The organism is Mycetohabitans endofungorum, from assembly GCF_002927045.1.
GTDB lineage: Bacteria > Pseudomonadota > Gammaproteobacteria > Burkholderiales > Burkholderiaceae > Mycetohabitans > Mycetohabitans endofungorum.
This window is the reverse complement of sequence record NZ_PRDW01000003.1, coordinates 132,383-154,533: the sequence shown is the minus strand read 5'-3', so window position 1 is coordinate 154,533 and position 22,151 is coordinate 132,383. Positions and strand designations below refer to the sequence as shown.

The 22,151-nt window shown below is 63.1% G+C and carries 14 protein-coding genes and 4 pseudogenes; 6 read left to right on the top strand and 12 right to left on the bottom strand.

All coding sequences use genetic code 11. The features are described 5' to 3' along the window. Positions 1 to 4: 4 nt before the first annotated feature. The 3 genes from B0O95_RS04055 (at position 5) to B0O95_RS04045 (ending at position 6,291) form a co-directional block, all read left to right on the top strand. A complete protein-coding gene (locus B0O95_RS04055; RefSeq protein ID WP_104076745.1) occupies positions 5 to 3,178 on the top strand; it encodes an efflux RND transporter permease subunit in 3,174 nt (1,057 codons plus the stop codon). A 10-nt stretch (positions 3,179 to 3,188) separates the two neighbouring features. After that, on the top strand, positions 3,189 to 4,700 hold the full coding sequence (locus B0O95_RS04050) for an efflux transporter outer membrane subunit (protein ID WP_104076866.1): 1,512 nt from the start codon (positions 3,189 to 3,191) through the stop codon (positions 4,698 to 4,700). Between the two features lie 151 nt (positions 4,701 to 4,851). Then, positions 4,852 to 6,291, top strand: coding sequence for an MFS transporter (locus B0O95_RS04045; RefSeq protein ID WP_104076744.1), 1,440 nt, complete (start codon positions 4,852 to 4,854; stop codon positions 6,289 to 6,291). A 123-nt stretch (positions 6,292 to 6,414) separates the two neighbouring features. On the opposite strand, the gene B0O95_RS04040 is transcribed toward B0O95_RS04045, so the two are convergent. Genes B0O95_RS04040 through B0O95_RS04030 form a run of 3 tightly spaced genes read right to left on the bottom strand, consistent with a single transcriptional unit; the run spans position 6,415 to position 9,162 of the window. Beyond that, on the bottom strand, positions 6,415 to 7,209 hold the full coding sequence (locus tag B0O95_RS04040) for a metal ABC transporter permease (protein ID WP_104076743.1): 795 nt from the start codon (positions 7,207 to 7,209) through the stop codon (positions 6,415 to 6,417). Continuing rightward, a complete protein-coding gene (locus B0O95_RS04035) occupies positions 7,202 to 8,149 on the bottom strand; it encodes a metal ABC transporter ATP-binding protein (protein WP_233203095.1) in 948 nt (315 codons plus the stop codon). Before B0O95_RS04035 ends, B0O95_RS04040 begins: the two co-directional genes overlap by 8 nt. Beyond that, complete coding sequence (locus B0O95_RS04030) at positions 8,146 to 9,162, bottom strand: metal ABC transporter solute-binding protein (protein ID WP_370641789.1); 1,017 nt, start codon at positions 9,160 to 9,162, stop codon at positions 8,146 to 8,148. Before B0O95_RS04030 ends, B0O95_RS04035 begins: the two co-directional genes overlap by 4 nt. Before the next feature lie 106 nt (positions 9,163 to 9,268). Between B0O95_RS04030 and B0O95_RS04025 the strand changes: the two genes are divergently transcribed. Together B0O95_RS04025 and B0O95_RS04020 are read left to right on the top strand one after the other, a co-directional pair. Continuing rightward, positions 9,269 to 10,219, top strand: coding sequence for an ABC transporter ATP-binding protein (locus tag B0O95_RS04025; RefSeq protein ID WP_104076741.1), 951 nt, complete (start codon positions 9,269 to 9,271; stop codon positions 10,217 to 10,219). After that, complete coding sequence (locus B0O95_RS04020; RefSeq protein ID WP_104076740.1) at positions 10,219 to 10,980, top strand: ABC transporter permease; 762 nt, start codon at positions 10,219 to 10,221, stop codon at positions 10,978 to 10,980. Before B0O95_RS04025 ends, B0O95_RS04020 begins: the two co-directional genes overlap by 1 nt. A gap of 92 nt (positions 10,981 to 11,072) precedes the next feature. On the opposite strand, the gene B0O95_RS04015 is transcribed toward B0O95_RS04020, so the two are convergent. From B0O95_RS04015 to B0O95_RS03975, 8 genes and pseudogenes are all read right to left on the bottom strand, one after another. Then, complete coding sequence (locus B0O95_RS04015; protein ID WP_104076739.1) at positions 11,073 to 12,905, bottom strand: glycoside hydrolase family 15 protein; 1,833 nt, start codon at positions 12,903 to 12,905, stop codon at positions 11,073 to 11,075. A gap of 370 nt (positions 12,906 to 13,275) precedes the next feature. Further along, positions 13,276 to 13,395, bottom strand: a pseudogene (locus tag B0O95_RS16030) (EAL domain-containing protein); the annotation flags it as partial. 271 nt (positions 13,396 to 13,666) lie between these two features. Then, positions 13,667 to 14,827, bottom strand: coding sequence for an MFS transporter (locus B0O95_RS04000; protein ID WP_104076737.1), 1,161 nt, complete (start codon positions 14,825 to 14,827; stop codon positions 13,667 to 13,669). 157 nt (positions 14,828 to 14,984) lie between these two features. After that, positions 14,985 to 15,164 (bottom strand): annotated as a pseudogene (locus B0O95_RS03995) (MFS transporter); the annotation flags it as partial. Positions 15,165 to 15,239: 75 nt separating this feature from the next. Then, complete coding sequence (locus B0O95_RS03990) at positions 15,240 to 15,572, bottom strand: hypothetical protein (protein WP_104076736.1); 333 nt, start codon at positions 15,570 to 15,572, stop codon at positions 15,240 to 15,242. A 469-nt stretch (positions 15,573 to 16,041) separates the two neighbouring features. Continuing rightward, entirely contained in the window at positions 16,042 to 17,160 is a 1,119-nt protein-coding gene (locus B0O95_RS03985) for a LysR family transcriptional regulator (protein WP_104076735.1), read from the bottom strand. A 723-nt stretch (positions 17,161 to 17,883) separates the two neighbouring features. After that, positions 17,884 to 18,372 (bottom strand): annotated as a pseudogene (locus B0O95_RS16355) (MFS transporter); the annotation flags it as partial. A 186-nt stretch (positions 18,373 to 18,558) separates the two neighbouring features. Beyond that, complete coding sequence (locus tag B0O95_RS03975) at positions 18,559 to 19,323, bottom strand: L,D-transpeptidase (RefSeq protein WP_104076733.1); 765 nt, start codon at positions 19,321 to 19,323, stop codon at positions 18,559 to 18,561. Between the two features lie 815 nt (positions 19,324 to 20,138). Between B0O95_RS03975 and B0O95_RS03965 the strand changes: the two genes are divergently transcribed. Beyond that, a complete protein-coding gene (locus B0O95_RS03965; protein ID WP_104076731.1) occupies positions 20,139 to 21,053 on the top strand; it encodes a glutaminase in 915 nt (304 codons plus the stop codon). A 127-nt stretch (positions 21,054 to 21,180) separates the two neighbouring features. Here B0O95_RS03965 and B0O95_RS03960 read toward each other — a convergent pair. Further along, positions 21,181 to 21,996: pseudogene (locus tag B0O95_RS03960) on the bottom strand (DUF2242 domain-containing protein); the annotation flags it as partial. Between the last annotated feature and the right edge of the window lie 155 nt (positions 21,997 to 22,151).

Genomic DNA, 22,151 nt, shown 5'->3' with positions numbered 1-22,151 from the left:
CTTCATGGCCAAATTCTTCATTGATCGCCCGATCTTTGCTTGGGTGATCGCGATTATTTTGATGCTGGCGGGGGTCGTGTCGATCTTCCAGTTGCCAGTCGCGCAGTATCCAACGATTGCGCCGCCGGCGATTCAGGTCAGCGCGAACTATCCGGGCGCATCCGCGAAAACGGTTGAGAATACCGTCACGCAGGTCATCGAGCAGCAAATGAGCGGGCTGGATCACTTGCTGTATCTGTCATCCACCAGCGACGACTCCGGTAGCGCGACGATTACACTCACGTTCGCACCAGGCACGGATCCGGACATTGCACAGGTCCAGGTGCAAAACAAGCTGCAACTGGCTACGCCACTGCTGCCGCAAGTGGTGCAGCAACTCGGCACAAAGGTGACAAAATCGAGCAGCAGTTTCCTGCTGGTCATGGCGTTCGTGTCGAACGACGGCAGCATGTCGAAGTACGACCTCGCAAACTATGTTGCCTCAAAAGTGCAGGATCCGATTAGCCGGATCGATGGCGTTGGCACGGTTACGCTGTTCGGCTCGCAATATGCGATGCGCATCTGGCTCGATCCGACTAAGTTGACGAACTACAGCCTGACGCCGATCGACGTACAGCAGGCGTTGCTGACGCAAAACGTGCAGGTCGCCGGCGGCCAGCTTGGCGGCACGCCGGCGAAGCCCGGGCAGATGTTGCAGGCAACCATCACGGAGGCCACGCTGCTTAATACGCCGGAGCAATTCGGCAACATTTTATTAAAAGTGAACCCAGACGGTTCACGCGTGCGGTTAAAGGACGTCGCGCGCGTGGAGCTTGGCGGTGAGAACTACAATTTCGATACCAAGTACAACGGTCAGCCGACGGCGGGCTTGGGCATTCAGCTGGCCACTGGCGCGAACGCGCTGGCCACGGCCAAGGCGGTGCGCCAGAAGATCGACGAGTTGTCGAAGTACTTCCCGCAGGGGCTGGTCGTCGAATACCCGTATGACACGACGCCGTTCGTGAAGCTGTCGATCGAGGAAGTGGTCAAGACGCTGCTCGAGGGCATCGTGCTGGTGTTCTTAGTCATGTACCTGTTCCTACAGAACTTGCGCGCGACCGTGATCCCGACGATCGCGGTGCCGGTGGTGCTGCTCGGCACGTTCGCGATCATGAACGCCGCGGGCTTCTCGATCAACGTGCTGTCGATGTTCGGCCTGGTGTTGGCGATCGGATTGCTGGTAGACGATGCGATCGTGGTGGTGGAAAACGTCGAGCGGGTGATGGCCGAAGAGGGCCTGTCGCCACGGGAGGCGACGCGCAAGGCAATGGGGCAGATCACCGGCGCGCTGATTGGCGTGGCGCTCGTGTTATCGGCCGTGTTCGTGCCGGTGGCGCTGTCCAGTGGCTCGGTGGGCGCGATCTACCGGCAGTTCTCGCTGACCATCGTCTCCGCGATGGTGCTGTCGGTGCTGGTGGCGTTGATCCTGACGCCGGCGCTGTGCGCGACGATCCTCAAGCCGATTCCGGCCGGCCATCACGAGGCGAAGACCGGCTTTTTCGGCTGGTTCAACCGCACGTTTAACCGCAGCCGCGACAAGTACCATGACGGCGTGCAGCATGTGATCCGACGCTCCGGTCGCTGGCTAATTATCTACTTGGCCGTGATCGTTGCAGTGGGGCTGCTGTTTATGCGGCTGCCGACTTCGTTCCTGCCCGATGAGGACCAGGGCACGATGTTCGTGCTGGTGCAGGCGCCGTCCGGCTCCACGCAGGAGCGTACCGCCAAGGTGCTGCAAGACGTGCAGCACTACCTGCTGGAGGACGAAAAGGATATCGTCGAGTCGGTGTTCACTGTTAACGGCTTCAGCTTCGCGGGCCGTGGGCAAAACTCCGGACTGGTCTTCGTTCGCATGAAGGACTACTCGCAGCGCCTCGCGTCGAATCAGAAGGTACAGGCGCTGGTGCAGCGCACGTCCGGTCACTTCGCGTCGTATAAGGATGCGATGGTAATTCCGGTCAATCCGCCGTCGATTCCGGAGCTTGGCACCGCATCGGGCTTTGATTTTGAGCTGCAGGATCGGGGCGGGCTTGGTCACGAGAAACTGATGGAGGCGCGTAACCAGTTGCTTGGCATGGCCGCGAAAGATCCGACGCTCGCGCTGGTGCGTCCGAACGGGTTGAACGACACGCCGCAGTTCAAGATCAACATTGATCGTGAAAAGGCACAGGCGCTTGGCGTGTCTGCGTCGTCGATCGACCAGACGTTCTCGATCGCGTGGGCATCGCAGTACGTCAACAACTTCCTCGATACCGATGGCCGGATCAAGAAGGTGTATCTGCAGTCGGACGCGCCGTTCCGGATGAATCCGGAGGACTTGGCGAACTGGTACCTGCGCAGCGCGTCGGGCACGATGGTGCCGTTCACGTCAATCGCCACCGGGAACTGGACCTTCGGCTCGCCGAAGCTGGAGCGCTACAACGGCATCTCGGCAGTCGAGATCCAGGGCCAGGCCGCACCAGGCAAGTCCACCGGCCAGGCGATGGCAGCGATGGAGGCGATTGCCGCGAAGCTGCCTGCCGGCATCGGCTTCGAATGGACCGGCTTGTCATTCCAGGAGCGCCAGTCGGGGGCGCAGGCGCCGATCCTGTACGGGATCTCGATCCTCGTCGTGTTCCTGTGCTTGGCGGCGCTGTATGAAAGCTGGTCGATCCCGTTCGCCGTGATCCTGGTCGTGCCGCTCGGGGTGATCGGTGCCTTGTTGGCGGTGACGTTGCGCGGGCTGGAAAACGATGTGTTCTTTCAGGTGGGCCTGTTGACCACGGTGGGCTTGTCCGCGAAGAACGCGATCCTGATTGTCGAATTCGCACGCGAGTTGCAACAGAAGGAAGGCATGAGCGCGATGGCCGCGGCGATGGAAGCGGCGCGCCTGCGGTTGCGTCCGATCCTGATGACCTCGCTTGCGTTTATCCTCGGCGTGTTCCCGCTCGCGGTGAGCAACGGTGCGGGTTCGGGCAGCCAGCACGCGCTCGGCACAGGCGTGATCGGTGGGATGCTAACCGCAACGTTCCTGGCGATTTTCATGATCCCAATGTTCTATGTTGTGATCCGCGATCGTTTTGGCTCGGACAACAAGCCGGCGGGTGAGCCGACGCCGTCACGCATCGAAGGTAACGGCTCGAACCAGCAAGGGCATTGATATGAAACCGATGAGCAAGCTTCCAATCGCCGTGGCTGTTGCCACGCTGGTATCGGCGTGCACATTCCAGCCGAAATACGAGCGCCCAGCGCCGCCCGTCGCGTCGTCGTTTCCGCAAAGCGGCGTTTATGCGACGCAGCCGCGCATGGCGCCCGGCCAGCAGGGCGCCAACGGCGTGGCCGCTGCTGATATCGGCTGGCGCGAATTCTTCAACGATCCGCGCTTGCAGCGACTGATCGAGTTGTCGCTGAACAACAACCGGGATCTCGCGGTCGCGGTCTTGAAGGTGCAGCAGGCCGCTGCGCAGTATCGCGTGACCCGCGCGGACCTGTTTCCGACACTGGACGCGGTGGGCAGCGAGACCAAGACGCGTACGCCGAGGAATTTGTCGTCCTTCGACCGCACGATCAGCAACCAGTATTCGGTTGGCTTGTCGGCGTCATGGGAAATCGACTTCTGGGGCCGCTTGCGTAGCCTGAAGGATCAGGCGCTCGCACAGTACCTGGCGACCGCCCAGGCGCGCAAGGCCGCCGAGATCCTGCTGGTGTCGCAGGTTGCCGACCAATACCTGACGGTATTGGCCGCGGACGAGCAACTCGCGCTCACGCAGCGCACGCTTGATACCGCGAACGCGTCGTATAACCTGGCGAAGCTGCAGTTCGACACCGGTACCGGCTCCGAACTCGATCTGCACCAGTCGCAGGGGATCGTCGAGCAGGCGCGTGCCAACCTGCAGGCGCAGCAGCGACTACGCGCGCAGGCCGAAAATGCCCTCGTGCTGCTGGTCGGCCAGCCGCTGCCGGAAGACTTGCCGGCCGGCCTGCCGCTGAACGCACAGAGCCTGCTCGCGGACATCCCGGCCGGGCTGCCGTCAGATCTGCTCATGCGCCGTCCGGACGTGATGGAGGCCGAACAGAGGTTGCTGGCGGCCAATGCGAATATCGGCGCCGCGCGTGCCGCGTTCTTCCCGAATATTTCGTTGACCGGCAACTTCGGTACGCTGTCGCCGACGCTGGGCGGGCTGTTCAAGCCGGGATCGGCTGCCTGGGGATTCACGCCGAAGATCGATTTGCCGATTTTTGAGGGTGGGTTGAACGTCGCGAACCTGCAATTGGCCGACGTCGGCAAGAAAATTGCGATCGCGCAGTACGAGAAGGCGATCCAAATTGCATTCCGCGAAGTGGCCGATGGCCTGGCCGCGCGCGGCACGTATGATCAGCAGATCCAGTCGCTGGACCGCTATGTGGCCTCGCAGCAACGGCGGCTCGAGCTGTCCGAGTTGCGTTATCGAAATGGCGTTGACAGCTATCTGAATGTGCTGACTGCACAAACCGACCTCTATGGCGCGCAGCAGTCGCTAATTTCGGCGCGGTTGAACCGGCTGACGAATCTCGTCGACCTATATCAATACCTCGGCGGTGGTTGGCTGCAGCACACTGGCGATACCCCGCGGCCGGCGGACGCGCTGGCGACGCTGGGTGCGGCGAGCGCGCCAGTGGCGGCGTCGGCGAGCGCCGGTTAAGCGCGATGCGCGCGACGTTCGTTGGCGTCCCGCAGTCGCCCCCAATCGTCCTGTACCGGCTTTCGCGGGACACAGCGGGAGGGCGTTGCGAGTGCGTGCGGTCATGGCCGCGTGCGATGGCGCGCATTCACTTCGAAGGAGACTGTCATCCATGAGTGCCGGCCTGGACCACCACCAACGCTGGCTCGCGTTGGCGATACTCTGTCTCGGCGTGCTAATGATCGTGCTCGACACGACGATCGTCAACGTCGCTCTGCCGTCGATCCGTGCCGATCTCGGCTTCACGGAAACCACACTGGTGTGGGTCGTCAACGCTTACATGCTGACCTTCGGCGGTTTCCTGCTGCTGGGCGGGCGGCTCGGCGACCTGTACGGTCACCGTCGCGTATTCCTGGCCGGCATCGCATTCTTCACACTCGCGTCGCTCGCGTGCGGGCTGTCGCCGACGCAGCACGCGCTGGTCGCCGCGCGTGCGGTGCAAGGCCTGGGCGGGGCGGTGGTATCCGCGGTGTCGCTGTCACTGATCATGAACCTGTTTACCGAAGCGGGCGAGCGAGCGCGCGCGATGGGAGTGTACGGCTTTATATGCGCCGGCGGTGGCAGCATTGGCGTGCTGCTTGGCGGCTTGCTGACAAGCGTGTTGAGCTGGCACTGGATTTTCCTGGTCAATCTGCCGATCGGCATCGCGGTCTATGGGCTGTGCGCGGTATGGCTGCCATCGCGCCGCGCCGACGCGCTGCCGGCACGCGTGGACATCGGCGGCGCCATCACAGTGACCGCCTCGCTGATGTTGGCCGTCTACGCGATCGTGAACGGTAACCAGGCCGGTTGGTTCTCGCACACGACGCTCGGATTGCTCGCGTTGGCCGTTGCACTACTCATCGGTTTCATTGTCATCGAGGCGCGGGTGCGTGCGCCGCTGATGCCGCTCGGGTTGTTCCGCCTGCGCAACATCGCAGTCGCGAATCTGGTCGCCGTGTTGTGGGCTGCTGCCATGTTCGCCTGGTTCTTCATCTCCGCGCTATATATGCAGCGCGTGCTCGGCTATAACCCACTCGAGGTGGGGCTCGCGTTCCTGCCGGGGAACCTGATCATGGCGTTTTTCTCGCTGGGGTTGTCAGCCCGGCTGATCATGCGCTTCGGAATCCGCCGCCCGCTCGGCGTCGGCTTGTTGGCTGCGGCGCTTGGATTGGCGCTGTTTGCGCGCGCGCCGGTGGACGGCGGCTTCCTGCTGGACGTGCTGCCCGGCATGGCGCTGTTGGGCGTGGGCGCGGGCATTGCGTTCAATCCGTTGCTATTGGCCGCGATGAGCGAGGTGAATCCATCCGAATCGGGGCTTGCATCCGGCGTGGTCAATACGGCGTTCATGATGGGGGGGGCGCTGGGACTGGCCGTGCTGGCCAGCGTCGCGGCGGCACGCACCGACGCGCTGGCCGCGTCCGGCACCGTGACGCAGGCTGCGCTCAACGCCGGGTATCACGTTGCGTTCGGCATCGGTGCATTATTTGCGTTGTTGGCCGGCGTGCTTGGCTCCACACTGCTGCGCGTCAAGTTGCCCGCGCCCGATGCCCAGTCGGCGCTGACCGATTGATCGCAGCCCGGCCGGACAGGAGACTGCCGCGCTCAGAATGCGTAGCGGCCGACGATGAACAGCAGGTTGCCCGCGTTGACGCTGTCCTGATGGCAAGCAGGGCGGGATGTCGATTGCAAGCCGTTACAGCGGGCGCCGCCACCGTACCAACAGGCTGGCGCCGTACGCGATGGCGGACAGCGTGGTGATCCAAAAGCTCGTTGGCCAGTCGGTGTAGAACGCCAGCGTGATGCCGCTCCATGCCTGCGCGAGCGCGAGCAGGGCCGCGCACGCAACGCCGGCGCCGATCCGCGTGGTGAGGTTCTGCGCGGCAGCGGCCGGCCCTACCATCAGCGTGAATACGAGCAGCACGCCGACGATTTGTGTGCATTGCGCGACCGCGATGGCGACAACCGCCAGGAATAGCACCGATACGGCGCGCAGCGACACGCCTTTGGCCTCAGCTAACTCGGGCTGCAGGCTCGAGAAAATCAGCGGTCGTGCGATTGCCGCTAACGCGGCAAGGGCCAGCAACGCCAGCCAGGCGAGCGATGCCAGTACGCTGGTGCTCACGCCCAGCACGTTGCCGAACAACAGCGTGGTGACCTGCGTCGCATAGGCGGTGAAGAAATGCAGGAACAGCAAGCCGGCGCCAAGCGACAACGACAGCGTGATACCGATGGCGACGTCGCGCCCAGACAAACGTTCTCCGAGCGCGCCCATCGCAATGCCGGCCGCGACCGTGAAGCCGATCATGCCCCACAGCGGCGAGACGCCGAGCAGCGCGGCGCCGGTGGCGCCGGTGAAGCCGACATGCGACAGCGCATGTCCCGCAAAGGTTTGCTGGCGCATCACCAAAAAGAAGCCGACGATGCCGGCGACGATCGCGACGATACCGGACGCCGCGAACGCGTTGATCATGAACTCGTATTCAAACATCGTGTGTTCCGCGGCGCGCGAGGGTGTGGTCGGGCTGGCGTGCCAGCGACAGGTGATCAGAGCCAGGGGCCGGCGCAGCGCTATGCTGATGGCTGTGGCTGTGGCTGTGGCTGTGGCTGTGGCTGTGGCTGTGGCCGCCGTCATCTTCGTGCGCGTGATCGCGCTTCTCGATTTCCACGCCGCCGGACATCACGAAGATCCGTCCGGCAAGTCGCATGACGTCGATCGGCGCGCCATACAACCGTGACAGCACCGATGGCGTGATGACCTCGTCGACGGTGCCGAGCGCGGCACGGCCGTTGCCCAGGTAGAGCACACGGTCGATCGCGTTGAGCAGTGGATTGAGTTCATGGGCGCTGAATAGCACGGTGATGCCCAATTGGCGCTGTACCCGCCGCACCAACTCGATGACGCCGGCTTGATGGTTCGGATCCAAGCTGATCAGCGGTTCATCCAGCAACAGCAATCGGGGCTGGCCGAGCAGGCATTGCGCGAGCAGCAGGCGCTGGCGTTCGCCGCCCGACAGCTCGGCGAGGGGCCGATCAGCCAGCGCCGACGCGCCGACGATCGCCAGCGCGTCGTCCACCGCTCGGCGTGTGCGGCTGCGGGCCAGCGTGATGCCCCAGCGGTGCCCGTTGACCGCGCATGCCACAAAGTCCCGGCCGGACAGGCGCCGCGCCGCCGGTGTGCTGCGCACCTGGGGCATGTAGCCGATCGCGGCATTGCCGCGCGTGACGGGCTGCCCGAGCACGCGTAAGGTGCCGCGGGCGGGGGGCATCAGCCCGAGCAGCGCACGCATTAGCGTGGTTTTGCCGGCGCCGTTGGGGCCCAGTACGCCGATGAACTCGCCGTTGTCCACCGTGAAGCTGACATCGTCGAGCAGGCGGCGTGGGCCCAATTCGAGCGTGACACGATCCAGCTCGATCGCCGGGTCAGTCATTGAGCCTGTCCTTGCAAGGCCTTTTCCAAGGCGTCGAGTTGTTCCAGCATCCATTGCCGGTACGTTTTGCCGTCCGGCTCCGTTTCGGTGACATGCACCGTCGGCACATGTGACTGCTGCGCAATCTTCAGCATCCGTTGGGTCGACGTGTCGCTGGCCTGGCTGTTGTAAATCAGTACCTTCACCTGCCGCGTCCTCAAGTCGCGCTCGAACGCGGCGACATCGGCCGCGCTGGGTTCCGTCTCATTCATTGCCGCAAGCTGAAAACGTTCGTTGCGCATCGTTAAGCCGATGGCTTCGGCCATGTAGCCGAACACGGGTTCCGTCGCGGTCACCGGCGCGCCTTGATAACGTTGTTTCAATGCTGCAATTTTCTCATCGATTGGTTTCAGCGAGTCGATAAATTGCGTCAGCCGGATGGCATAGTCGGCCTTGTGCGCCGGATCCGCCTGCACGAGGAACGTACTGACCGCACGCGCCACCGCCGGCATGGTCGCGGGCAGGTACCACAGGTGCGGATTGTCGCCCGGCTTCTTGCCGACCAGCTCGGCGGCGACGATCTCGGTGCGCGCCTGGCGGTTTGCGCGCGAGCCGGCGAGCAGCTTGGGCAGCCATGGATCGTAGTTCGCGCCGTTGTAGACGACCAGTTGCGCGGAGGCGAGCGAGCGCGCGGTCTTGGGGCTGGCTTCGAACAGGTGCGGATCCTGGTCGGGGTTGCTCAGGATGCTGGTGACCGACACATGCGGGCCGCCCAGCGCCTGGACCAGTTCGCCATAGAAGTTCTCGGCTGCGACGACTTGAATCGTCTGGGAGGCCGCAGCGCGTGCGGGTGCGGCGGCCAATAGCGGCAGGCAGAGGGCGATCGATGTGGCAACGGTCGCGACAAGGCGTTTCATCAAACGGCTCCGGATAGGTCCGCGACGCGGCGGACCGGGATCGACGAAAGGCCCGCTCCGACGGCGGCCGGGCGCGGGCGTGCTGGCGTCATCGCACGAGAATAGATGATATAACATAACAGCGCACCGCCGCCGCTCACCCGCGTATCGGGGGCCGCGGCCAGCGTATTTTCGGGGGACGTCGAGGCTGAACAAAACGATGGCTTCTGCTATCGTCCCAAGCATGCAAACGATTCTTTCCGTATCCAACCTTTCGAAGACGTATGCGTCTGGATTCCGGGCGCTGCACGACATTAACCTCGATATCCGGCGTGGCGAGATCTTCGCACTGCTCGGGCCGAACGGCGCGGGCAAGACGACGCTGATCAGCATCATCTGTGGTATCGTCAATCCGAGCGCGGGCCGCGTAACGGTCGACGGCCATGACATCATCACCGATTATCGCGCCGCGCGCGCGACCATCGGGTTGGTGCCGCAAGAGTTGACCACCGACACGTTCGAATCGGTCTGGGGCACGGTCTCGTTCAGCCGCGGCCTGTTCGGCAAGCCGGCCGATCCTGCGCATATCGAAAAAGTGCTCAAGGCGCTGTCGCTTTGGGACAAGAAGGACAACAAGATCCGCACGCTGTCCGGCGGCATGAAGCGGCGCGTGATGATCGCCAAGGCGCTGTCGCACGAGCCGCGTATATTGTTTCTGGATGAGCCGACCGCAGGCGTGGACGTCGAGTTGCGGCGCGACATGTGGCGACTCGTGCGCTCGTTGCGCGACAGCGGCGTGACGATTATCCTGACCACGCACTATATCGATGAAGCGGAGGAGATGGCCGATCGCATCGGCGTGATCCGCAATGGCGAGATCATTCTCGTCGATCAGAAGACCGAGTTGATGCGCAAACTCGGCAAGAAGCAACTCACGCTGCAACTGCACACGCCGCTGCAGCGCGTCCCGCAGCAGCTTGCTGCATACCGGCTTGAGTTGGCGCGCGGCGGCAACGAGCTAATCTACACTTATGACGAGCGTGCTGAGCACGCGGGCATCATCGAGTTGCTGCGCGCGCTGGATGACGCGAATATCGCGTTCAAGGACTTGCAGACGACGCAAAGCTCGCTGGAGGACATCTTCGTGAGCCTCATGCAAGAGCGCCGCGAACCATCACGACAGGAGGCGCTGTGATGAACGTGTATGCGATCCGTGCGATCTATCGCTTCGAGATGGCGCGTACCTGGCGCACACTGATGCAGAGCATCGTGTCGCCGGTGATTTCGACGTCGCTGTATTTCATTGTGTTCGGTGCGGCCATCGGCTCGCGTATCCAGCATGTCAACGGCGTGAGCTACGGGGCATTCATCGTGCCCGGACTGATCATGCTGTCGCTGCTCACGCAAAGCATTTCGAACGCCTCGTTCGGCATCTACTTTCCGCGTTTCACCGGGACGATCTACGAGCTGCTGTCCGCGCCGGTGTCGTATGTCGAGATCGTGATTGGCTATGTTGGTGCGGCCGCGACCAAGTCGATCATGCTGGGACTGATCATTTTCGCGACGGCCCACCTGTTCGTGCCGGTCCAGGTCAACCATCCGGGCTTCATGCTGTTGTTTCTGCTGCTGACCGCGTTCACATTTGCGTTGTTCGGCTTCATCATCGGCGTGTGGGCCGACAACTTCGAGAAGCTACAGGTCGTGCCGTTGCTGATCATCACGCCGCTGACGTTTCTCGGCGGCAGCTTCTATTCGATCGACATGCTGCCGCCGTTTTGGCGCACGGTGGCACTGTTTAACCCGGTCGTGTATCTGGTCAGCGGATTTCGCTGGAGTTTCCAGGGCGAGGCCGAGGTAAACATCGGCGTCTGCCTGGGCGTGACGATCTCATGCCTGGCGCTGTTTATGGCGACCGTCGCGTGGATCTTCAAGACCGGGTACCGCCTGAAGAGCTGAGCATGCCGGCGCCAGCCTTGCGTGCTTCGCGAATCCTGTAGCGAGGCTGTGCGTGGCGTGTCCGCGCGCTGCCAATGCGGTAAGCGCTTCGCTCAGATGACCGAATCCCACGGTGCGGAAAGCCGCATCGCGCAGTTGATGATGCCGACCATCGAGTAGGTCTGCGGGAAGTTGCCCCACATCTCGCCGGTGACCGGATGCGTGTCTTCTGATAGCAATCCGAGGTGGTTGCGCGCCGCCAGCATCGCTTCGAAGATCGCGCGTGCCTCGTCACGACGGCCGATCCTGGTCAGCGCGTCGATGCGCCAGAAGGTGCAGATGTTAAACGCGGTTTCCGGCTTGCCGAAGTCGTCCGGTGCTTCATAGCGCCGCATGTAGGGCCCGTCGCACAGCGAGCGCTCGAGCGCCTCGACAGTGGATACGAAGCGTGGATCCTTCGGGTCGATCATGTTGACTTCGGCCATCAATAGCACGCTCGCGTCCAGATCCTGGCCGCCGACACTTTCGGTGAACGCGCCGCGCGCCTCATTCCACGCGTTATTCAGCAGGTATTCGCGGATCGCGTCGGCGCGCCCGCGCCACAGCATCTCGCGCTCGGGTAACCCGAGCGTATGCGCGATCTTTGCGAGTCGGTCGCAAGCGGCCCAGTTCATCAGCACCGACGACGTATGGATGCGCGCACGCGAGCGTAGCTCCCACATGCCGGCATCCGGCTTTGTATAGATTCGGTAGGCATTCTCGCCGACAGCCTCCAGGTGTTCGAACTCGAACAGGCCGGCCGGGCGTATTAGGCGCCGGTCATGGAAAGCCTGCGTCGCACCTAGGATGATGTTGCCGTACACATCGTGCTGGAAGTGCTCGTGCGCCTGGTTGCCCACGCGCACCGGCGCGTGGTCGCGGTATCCGCCCAGATGTTCGACGATCGATTCCGGCAGCGACGCTTCTAGGCCGATGCCGTACAGCGGTTTGATATGTCCGCCCTTGGAGCGCAGCACGATGTTGCGCAGCCAGCGCAGGTAGTCCTCCATCGTGCCGACCTCGGACAGACTGTTCAGCGCACGCACGACGAAGAATGCATCGCGCAGCCAGCAATAGCGGTAGTCCCAGTTGCGGCTGCTGCTCGGTGCCTCTGGGATGCTGGTGGTCATCGCGGCGATGATCGCACCGGTATCCTCGAACAGCGACAGCTTCAGCGTGATCGCCGCGCGAATCACTGCGTCCTGCCACTCCAGCGGTATCGCGAGCCGGCCAGTCCACGTACGCCAGTATTGGATCGTGTCCTGCTCGAAATCGCGCGCGGTGTTTTCGATGCCCGTGGCAAGCGTCTCGTCCGGTCCGAGGATGAAGTTGGCCTCGCGATCGAGCAGGAACTGCTGTTCCGCGACGATGTAGGACAACGGTGCGTCGGTCGTAAGCCGCAGCGTTTGCGCGGGGCCAACATAGCGGATGTGGTGGCTGCCGTGCGTGATCGCCGGTGGCAGCCGGCCCCAGTCAAAACGCGGGCGCAGCCGTACCGTGATGCGCACCGCGCCTTGCAGCGGCTTCACGCGGCGCACCATCGTCGTGGGGCGGAAATAACGCCCGCGCGAGTAGAAGCGCGGCGCGAAGTCGGTGATCTCGATACCCTGTCCATTCGTGTCGTACAGGCGCGTGCGCAGCACTGCGGTGTTCGGCTCGTAGAACTGCTCGCCACGCACATAGTTCTCGAGTTCGATGCTCCACAGGCCGGCGTGGTCCGAGGTGTCGATCAGTGCGTTGAAGACCGGATCGCCATCAAAGCGCGGCAGACAGCTCCAGACAACGCAGCCCATCCTGTCGATCAGCGCGCTGAACGCACAATTGCCAATGACGCCGACATCGAGCGAGCGATGGGGAGCGGCACGGGGGGGGAGCGTCGGGGATGACTCGGTGGAAGACAGGATCATCGCGAAATACCTCAGCGTTCTAAGTTGGGATGGAGCAGGCGCGTCCACGGCGCGCGGCACAGCCATGGCCGCACCGCGCGCGGCGCGCAGCGTGCAGTCTGCGCCAGCCCCGCGGTGTCGCGCAAGACTGACGGCACGTCGGTTGTGAAATCGACACGCGCGATCGCGATGCGGACCGAGACACACAGAGCACGAAGGCGCTGCTGGCCACGCGTGACGGCGCGATGCTCACGCAGCACGCCCGGGCGTACCATCCGGATGCGCTGCGCCCACTATGGGCGGAGCAATCCGGAAGCATTCGGACTTGTGCAGGCAGATCATTGCCGACGTGACGGGCTATCCGGTCGTCAGACGGCGCCCGCGCGGTCCGCTAGATCGAGCCGACCGAGTCAAACACTGGACCTTGTACGTACCGCACATCGTATTGCTGCAGTAACTCGAACTGCGCTTCGTCCATGACGTGCGTGAAGATCAGCGGGATCTTCAGCCGGCCGCGCGCCGTTGCGCCTGCGTGTAGCAACACGCGCTCGGCGAAGTAAGGATGGCGTACCGCGGCGGCGGCGAGTGCAGGAAGGGGTGGCGGAATCATTATCGAAATAGTAGCAGTCGCCGCGGCTGTCGCATCGACAAAAATTTGGCTGACACGGCTGCGCCGGGCGGCATGCCACCGGTCGCACGCCGACGCGCCGAGTGTTCGAAGGTTGCTGATACCGGTGGCTTTCTGTTCGGGCTGGTGAGTCGGGCAGTTCACCGGCTCTTTTTTAGCCTTGCGTCGCGGCCCGCGCAGCATGCTGTTCCCACAGATGCGCGCAGATGAACATGACGACGCCGGCGAACAGCACGCCGACCAGCGCGTCAGGGCTGATCGTGCGCATCAGCGCGCCGGCAATCATCGGCCCGAAGCAACTCGCCACGCTCCACGATGCACCGATCAACGAGCTGGCGGTGACCAGCGCCGGGCCACGAAAACGTTCGCCGATCGCTGCCAGCGACAACGTGTAGATCCCGCCCGCGGCCGCGCCGAGCACGATTAGCACAGGCCAGCGCAGCCACGGCTGCGCGGCGATCACCGGCAATGTCGGCAGCAGCAGCGCCACGACCAGCGCGGCGCCCAAGTGCACGCGCGCCCGGCCGACGTGATCGGCCAGCCATCCAAGGGCATACGCGCACACCGTATCGCCGAGCAGGATCGCAGAGCCGAACACGACGGCCAGTTCCGTTGCGACGCCATGGTGGATCGCGAACAACGGTAGCAGCGACAAGGCTAGTGTATCGAACAGCGCAAAAAAGCCCGCACCGACCACTAGTGCCGGCATGCGGGGTAATACCGTTTGCCAGGCGCCATGGGGCTCATCGTCGGCCGGGCCGATGTCGCGGGCGATGCGCATCATCCACAGCCCCGGCAGCGCCAGCAGGAAGATCGCGCCGCACAATGCAAAACGCCATCCCGGGTAGTCGGCGATCACGCTGACCAGCAGCGGGCCAGCCATCTGGAACAGCGTGAAGTTGGTCGCGTACAGTGCGACGATGCGCCCACGCGATCGATCGTTGGCGAGCTGGTTCACCCAGGCTTCGGTGATCGTGAACAGCAGCATCAAAGCGGCGCCAGCGATCGCCCTCAGCAGCGCCCAGGCAATGAGGTTGACCGTCAATTGCATCGCAAGCGTCGCGATCGACGTTATCCACACCGTGCCGATGATGGCACGGCGTGCGCCGATACGCGACGTGATGCGTGCTGCGAATGGCACGATCGCGATACCGCCGCCCGCCTGCGCGGCGGTCAGCATGCCGACCACGTGTGAGCCATAGCCGACTTGCATCAACGCCAGAGCGGTGAGCGGCAACGTGGCGCCGATGCCTAGCCCGACGACGGCAACGCTGACGATTAACGCAAAGAAGTCGCGTGTAAAGATAACTTTCATTCGTAGTATTATGGGGCCGGCGTACCAATGGCGGCAGGCCCGTTATCGTGGCGCCGCGCCCGCGGGCGATCGCAGCAGGCGGCGCGGGTTGTTCTGGCGCTCAGGAGGGTGTCACGCCGGCCGGCGCGCGCCGCTCCAGACTGTAGGACCAAGCTGACAGCCCAAGCGCACCGAGCGCCACCGTGACGCCCAGCGCGTATCCGGACACCAGCATGCCGGCGGTCGGAATCGATACGCGAAGGTCACGCGCCACGTCCAGCAGCAATCCCATGATCACGAACTCGGTGGTACCGATGCCGAAGGCGGCAATGGCGAGGGCGATGAGCGGCAAGGGCATGGGCAGGCTTCGGGGTGGGGAACCGCGGTTCGGGCACGCGGGGTGCGCGTGCACCGAAGGCCGTGAAGCACCATCTTACTGTATCCGGGGAAGCCCTGCTGTCGGACGCCGTCGATCGCGATTCGCCGGCGATTGCGCACCAGTCGTGCGCCGTGCGGCCATCAGCTGCTCATATTGTGCCGCCGTGTCGCCCGGCGCCGGCGGCGAACCGCGGGCACCCGTGAGCCCTTCGTCGAGCATGGCCCAATAGCCGTTTGCCCCTTTGCGCATGAGCGCCAGCGCCAGTTCCGTCAGCGACGCGTTGTCATAGGTCGAGCGGCGGTCCGCGCGCAGTGCCGGCCGCGGGTGGCACTGCGCGGGCTGCACGGGGAACGGTACGTTTTTTGTGCGATCAGTGCGGATTGTCAACGAGTGTTCATTTTGGGCGTGATGTAATTGATGTCATGCACGACGATGCCGCTTCACGCCGCACCCTTGTCACAGTATTCGATGGCCATCACTCTCGTTGTTCGCGAATTCGTATTGGCACTGCCGGTGGAGCCGGATATTTGGCCCGTGTCGCCCTTGCTCGAGTGCGCGGATCGCGACGATACCGGCTACGTGCTCGGACCGGCCCCGGAATGGCATCCCGGCAAGGTTAACGGGATTCGGGCGTTTGTCGATCCGAGCGGTTCGCGGGTGCTGGAGAGGTCGCACGTGACATGCTCGCTGCGTCGCATTTTCCCGTCGCGGTGCACGAGCGCGAAGCCGATGCGCTGGCCGAGTACTGCGGCTATCACGGTGACGCCGAGGAATACCTATCGCATGGCGTCACGGGTTGACGCGGCGACGTGGCGCGCCGGGCTGCTGCAACCTCGTCAGGCGCAGGCGTGGCCGGTCAACTGGCGCGCCATTCCCCCGTCGCAAAAGGCCATGGCGCCGCGGGGCGCGATGCCGGTTGCGCCGTGGCGTGCGGACTCTTCGTGTTGTTGGCCGAACCGCTTAGGTTGTCGCGTGTGACCATCGCGTCGGCCGGCTGCTGCCGTTCTGGCGCGCCGAGGCCTGCGTCGCACTGCTGCGGTGCAGGGGCGCCTTGCTCGGCGTCATAACCGCTGTTGTCGGCCTGGCCGTAGCGTGCGCAGACGAACTCGACGAAGGCGCGCGTCTTAGCCGCCATGTATTGCCGCTCCGGGTAGACCACGGACAGCGTGGTCTTACTTTCCAGGATCTCGCAGTCGGGCAATAGCTGGACCAGGCTGCCGCTGGCCACGTCACGCTCGACCACGCGCTGCGGCAGCAACGCGATGCCCATGCCGCCGACAGCCGCGGCGCGTAGCATCTGTGCGTTGTTCACCACGTAGACTGGCTCGGGCATCGCCAACTGGTATTCGGCGCCGTGCGCATCGCGCAGGCGCCAGAGCCGGCTGCGGTCACTGTACGATTGCGCCAGCAACGACAGCGCAAGCAGGTCATTGGGCGCTTGCGGCGCGGCGTGCTCGAGCAGGTAATCCGGCGAGGCGACGATCACCGACGCGCACGAACTCAGGATCTGGCTGGAGAGTCCATTACCCGGCGCCACCGCGGCTTGCACCAGACCGACGTCGTAGCTGTCGCCGAGCGCGTCCACGGCCTGGTCACCCAGCGTGACATGTAAGCGGATCCGTGCGTGACGCTGGCGGAACCCTTCGACCAGTCCGATCAATTCGTCGCAAAGCGATGCCGAAGCGGCGACGCGCAATGTGCCGCGAGGCTCGTCGTCACCGTTGACCACGGTTGCTTCGATGAAGTCAAGTTCCTCGAGCAGTCGACGACAACCCTGTAGGTAAACGTATCCTGCCTCCGTCAACGACACGTTGCGTGTCGTGCGATTGATGAGCCGCGTGTTCAGGTGGGCTTCCAATGTCGCGATCGAACGCGTGACCAAGGCATTGGAGACATTCAGTTGCTGTGCCGCGCGCCGAAAACTCTGTGTTTCCGCGACCCGGGTAAACACGCGCATGGCCTGGATCTGATTCATTCTGAGCTCGTGGTCGAGAAAATTATGTTTGACAGCCGATTGTTTTTCCCATATTAAAGTTGCCCGGCCTTCGGTGTTCCGTTGGGGAAATCCATTCGGGATCTCAGACAGTTTATAGAGGATTGCGGAGGTCAAGCAAACGGGGCGCGACAAAAATCGACAATTGGTAAGCGGATCGCATCAACGAGTGGGCGCACCCGCAGCGCGTAATGCGCTCCGATATCACGTTATCGCCCCCAGTACCGCGGCACTTTCATGCATCCGCCCTCCCGTACACGGGGTGGATGCAACTTCGGCGCTTTGTGTAAGCTATTTCAAAAATTTCAACAAATGCACGCAATTCTATTCCTTTGTTGCATTCAATGAATAACCGTCTGCATATGCGGCCATTGTTAGGCTGCTAAAGATGAATATCTTCACCGACCTGCTTGGCTTTACCACTTTATCGTGATGCGACCCGACGATTGGCCACGGTCGAAAAACAGCTTGCGCCTATAACTCCACGCTTAGTTTCGAATTATCTCGGCGCTCTTGTGCCGTAGGATTGCTGGTGTCTAAAAGATACTTGTCATGCATTTTGGGGTAATATTGTCTTGACGTGTTCGACTATTTTAGTTTTTAATTTCGGTATTCGTGCCAATTAGAAAAATTTTTCCTGTATTGGTTTGAGTTTGTTTTCTGTTGGCGCGATGGAGCCGGCGTTCCGCGAAGCTGCTCACTTAGGGCGGCGAAGTGCCCCAGTCTATTTTGTCGGCGCGCCCATACAATACTCAGCACAGCGGCGACGCATGCGGCGACTGCGGCAAACAGATAGACCGATTCATACCCGAAGTCGCCGGCGATCAGTCCAGCTAGGGGGCCGGTGAGGCCCAGAGACAAATCGAGGAACACGGAATAGGCGGACAATGCCGCACCGCGGTTGGCCGGTGGCGCCAGCGCGACGGCTTCGGCACCCAGTGCGGGGAAGACCAGCGCGAAACCCAACCCGGTCAGCGCCGCGCCGGCCAGCGCTACTTGCGGGATGGGCGCGAGCCACAGCGTCAGCAGGCCGCGTGCTTTGATCAGGAGCGATGCGATGGCGACGCGAAAGCCGCCATGCTTTTTGATGGCACTGGAGAATAGCAGTCGCGCGCCGCAGAACAGCGTGCCGAATACGGTCAACGACAGCGCCGCATGAGGCCAATGGCGCGATGCGTAGAATTGATCGGCAAACGCGAGCGGCATTTTCAGCCGGTTCGCTGCTGCTTCGATGTAATCGAGGCGGTGCAGCAGTGCATCGGATTGAGCTGGCGGCGACTCGGGCATGCCGTCGCCATCGGAGGCCGCCGCGCCGGCATCGCAGCGATGATAGCGTGCGGCTGCCGGTGTGCGTCAAGCCTCTATCGGACGCGGATTCTATCAGTCGGCGGTGTCGATCTGCGCACCATGCTTGACCTTGGGGCCACGCGGCATCGGCGACCACGTCGGACGCTGTGTTGCACCGCCATCAACGATCACGATATAGCGCCCGGCCCAGCGCGATGCCTCGCGATTCGGCTTAAGCACCCATAGGAGCTGGCCTTCCCGGATGCGCGTCTCATAGTCAGCGTCCAGTATGCCGTAGTGATCCAGAAACGTATTGAGCGCGCCCGGGATTCGGATACAGCCTTTCGAGTGCCGCATGCCGAGCAGCGATTCGAGCCGGTCGGGATCGGTAGCGTGCATTTGCAGTCGCATCTGGCTCGTTGCGCGATTACCCCAGCTGCGCTGTGCCTGCGTCCATCCGAGGTCGTAGATTCGCTGGTCGCGCGCGCCATAGCCGCGAATGCCGTTGTCGTTGAACGTGCCTTCGGCGCGAAAGTCCATGTTGTCCGGAGTATGCCGGAACACCCCGAGCGGCGTGATGAAATGGTCATAGGGACCTGGCATGCCGGTAGAAACAGGCGATGCGCCGATCACCTGCCAAGCGTCCGACGGCGTCTGACGCCACATCAACACAAATGCTTGTACGAACGGATTGCGGTCCACGACGGCGACGAATTCGCTTGCCACGTCAGGCAAGCCGGCTTGGGCGAGCGCGTTCTGCAGCAGTTGCCCATAGTGCGCTTGGGCAGCGGCGGGTATCGACAGGGTGCGGTTGACAGACTGCACATACAGCTTCCGATAGTCGAGCGCGGAAGGCACATTAGTATAGCGCGGCAGTACGGGGGCGGCGGATGGTGGCGCGTGGGTGGCCGAGGCCGTGGGTTGGGCCGGTGGCCGCGCGGGCGACGAGGCCGGCGTTTGCGTTGGAACCGGCATCGATGATGAGTCTACGGCAGACGATTGTCTCGGGGCAGCCGGTTGCTCGGAGGTTGGGGTAGCCGATGAGCCCGGGGCAGCCGCTGAGCCTGAGGCCGCAGATGAACTGGGGACGGGCGACGCGACAGGCGTAGACGCCGTTTCGATTATCGGTTTGACCGTGTCGACGGTCGATTGTGCGGTCAATCTTGGCCGCGACGCAGGTTCGGCCGTCGTTGCGCCGGCGCTTGCGTTGGACTGCTGTGATGAGCCCACCGCCGGCATCGGTGTCCAAAGCGTTAGCGCAATCCATACGAGCGTGAGCATACGGCCGCGCAGCAATCCGGCCGAAGCGCAGTCAAACTGAGAGCGGCCGCAAGCTGGGTGCTGTGCGTTGTGCGCTGGTCGATGGAAAATAGATGATGGATGGTGTGATTTTTGCATCGCCAATAGACCGTGCCGCACCGCCGGAGTTCACGCCACCTGTCGGCGTGCCGCTGGGTGCGCGGTGGCAGTCCCAAGGTGTCGGAACGCAGCGACGGCGCACACGCGGCCGACGTCAACCCGATTGCCGATATAGGGGGAATGGACCACCCCGGCAAATCCGTACGGGTATCGTCGACGACGCCTACGTGTGTGCGGCGTACTCGACAATGGGTCGACAGCAGACCGTGGCCCCGATAGAATCGCGGTCCCGCGATCTCCGACGGCCTGCCGCAATGGACTATCAGGCGATCCTCCATAAAATCCAGCACGATGTTACGCCGTGGCTCGGCAAAGGCCGCGTCGCGGACTATATTCCCGAGCTTGCGAAGGTCGACCCGTCGCATTTCGGCATGGCAATCGTCACGTTGCGAGGCGAGGTCTTCTGCGCCGGCGACGCTTGGGTTCCGTTCTCGATCCAGAGCATCTCGAAACTGTTCGCGTGCACCCTGGCCTTTCAGTTGCAAGGCGACGCGTTGTGGCAACGCGTCGGCCGGGAGCCATCGGGCAATGCGTTCAATTCACTGGTGCAGCTCGAACATGAAAACGGAGTGCCGCGTAACCCCTTCATCAATGCAGGCGCCCTGGTTGTCACCGACGTGCTGTGCCGGCGTTTCGTCCAGGCGGAAACAGCGCTCGTGCAATTCATGCGTCGTCTGGCCGGGCGCTCGGATATTGACTACAGCGCCAACGTCGCGGAATCGGAACTCGCGCATTCGGACCGAAATCGCGCGATGGCGCATTTCATGAAGAGCTTCGGTAACCTGCAGATGTCAGTGGACACCGTGATCGACGCGTATTGCCGGCAGTGCGCGATCGAAATGAACTGTGTCGACCTGGCCAGGGCGATCTTATTCCTGGCCAACGGTGGCGTGGTGCCGCACAGTGGCGAGCGCGTGCTCGGCGCGAGCCCGGCGAAACGCTTGAGCGCATTGATGCTCACCTGCGGTACGTACGATGCTGCCGGGGACTTCGTCTACCGTGTTGGATTGCCCGCCAAAAGCGGCGTCGGTGGCGGCATTGTTGCGGTATTGCCAGGGGAGTTCGGCATCTGCGTGTGGTCTCCTGCGCTGGACGCGAACGGCAATTCACTGGCTGGCATGCAGGCGCTCGAGTGGCTAACGACGCTCAGCGGACGGTCGATATTTTGACGCGTCGCGCAAACCTGGCGCCGCGCAAACTAGGCGCGGGCGGCGCTCATGTCACGGCAGCGGGAATGCATCGCGTTGGATCGCCGGTACGTCTCGAGCGGCGCTGATACCACGATGCCTTATAAAAAGATGGCGGGGCAACCGTTGCCGGAGTTGAGCCCGGCGCCGGAGCGGATGCTGATGCTTGATGCGGCTGCCGGGGTCGATGCAGGTGTCGAGGCAGACGCCGGAGCCGATGCCGACGCAGGTGCCGCATTAGACGTTGCGGGGGACACCGAAGCCGGGATCGATACTGGCGCCCGCATGGAGGTAGAGGTTGGCGCTCGAGCGGGACTGGCACCCACATTGGCAGCCGGGACGGCAACGGCGCCTGACGCTGCGATGGAATCCGATGCTGGCGCAGGTTTTTGGGTTGCTTCAGCCGACGCGGCGGCAGCCGCTTCGACGTCTGCGCCGGCCGAGCGGGCCCGCAGTGGCATGGCCGACGGAGTCGGCGCCACGGGTGTGTTCATCTTGAGCGGTGCGTCGGCTGGGGTGGCGGCTGGTTCGGGCAGTGGCGCAACCGGTTCCTTCTCGGCGGCCTTAGCGGCAATCCGGCCGCGCAATCGCGGATCGATCTTCAGGAAGTGATCAACCAGGTTGAAGAAGCGCTCGTAGAAGACCCCGGCCGGGATCGTCTCGCTAGCGACCTTGACCATTGCATCATCGCTGGAGCCGATCGGTAGAGACAATGAGCCGAACACGCTTAGCCCGACGCTGGCCGATGTGTTGCTTTTCCCATGTACCCCTGGCTGAGCAGCGCGCGCCGCGCCGCCTCGCATGTTGCGGCGGCCTTCTGATGAAACGTGCGCGTGTATGGACTGCTCGTCGCATCAAATTGTTCTTGCTGATACAGCGGCTTGGGCGACGAGCACGCAGCGAGCACACTCGCAACGATCATCATGCACGTGCGTCGAAGGCATTGACGAAGTTCTATCGCTGGCCTTGCATGCGCTCGGCGGCGCGTCGCGCGGTCCGCGCACGTATCGCGCAGCCGGTGTTCTGGATGGAGCCGTCCGCTGACACTTCTCGGGTACGGCGGCAGCCGGTGGTATTGCA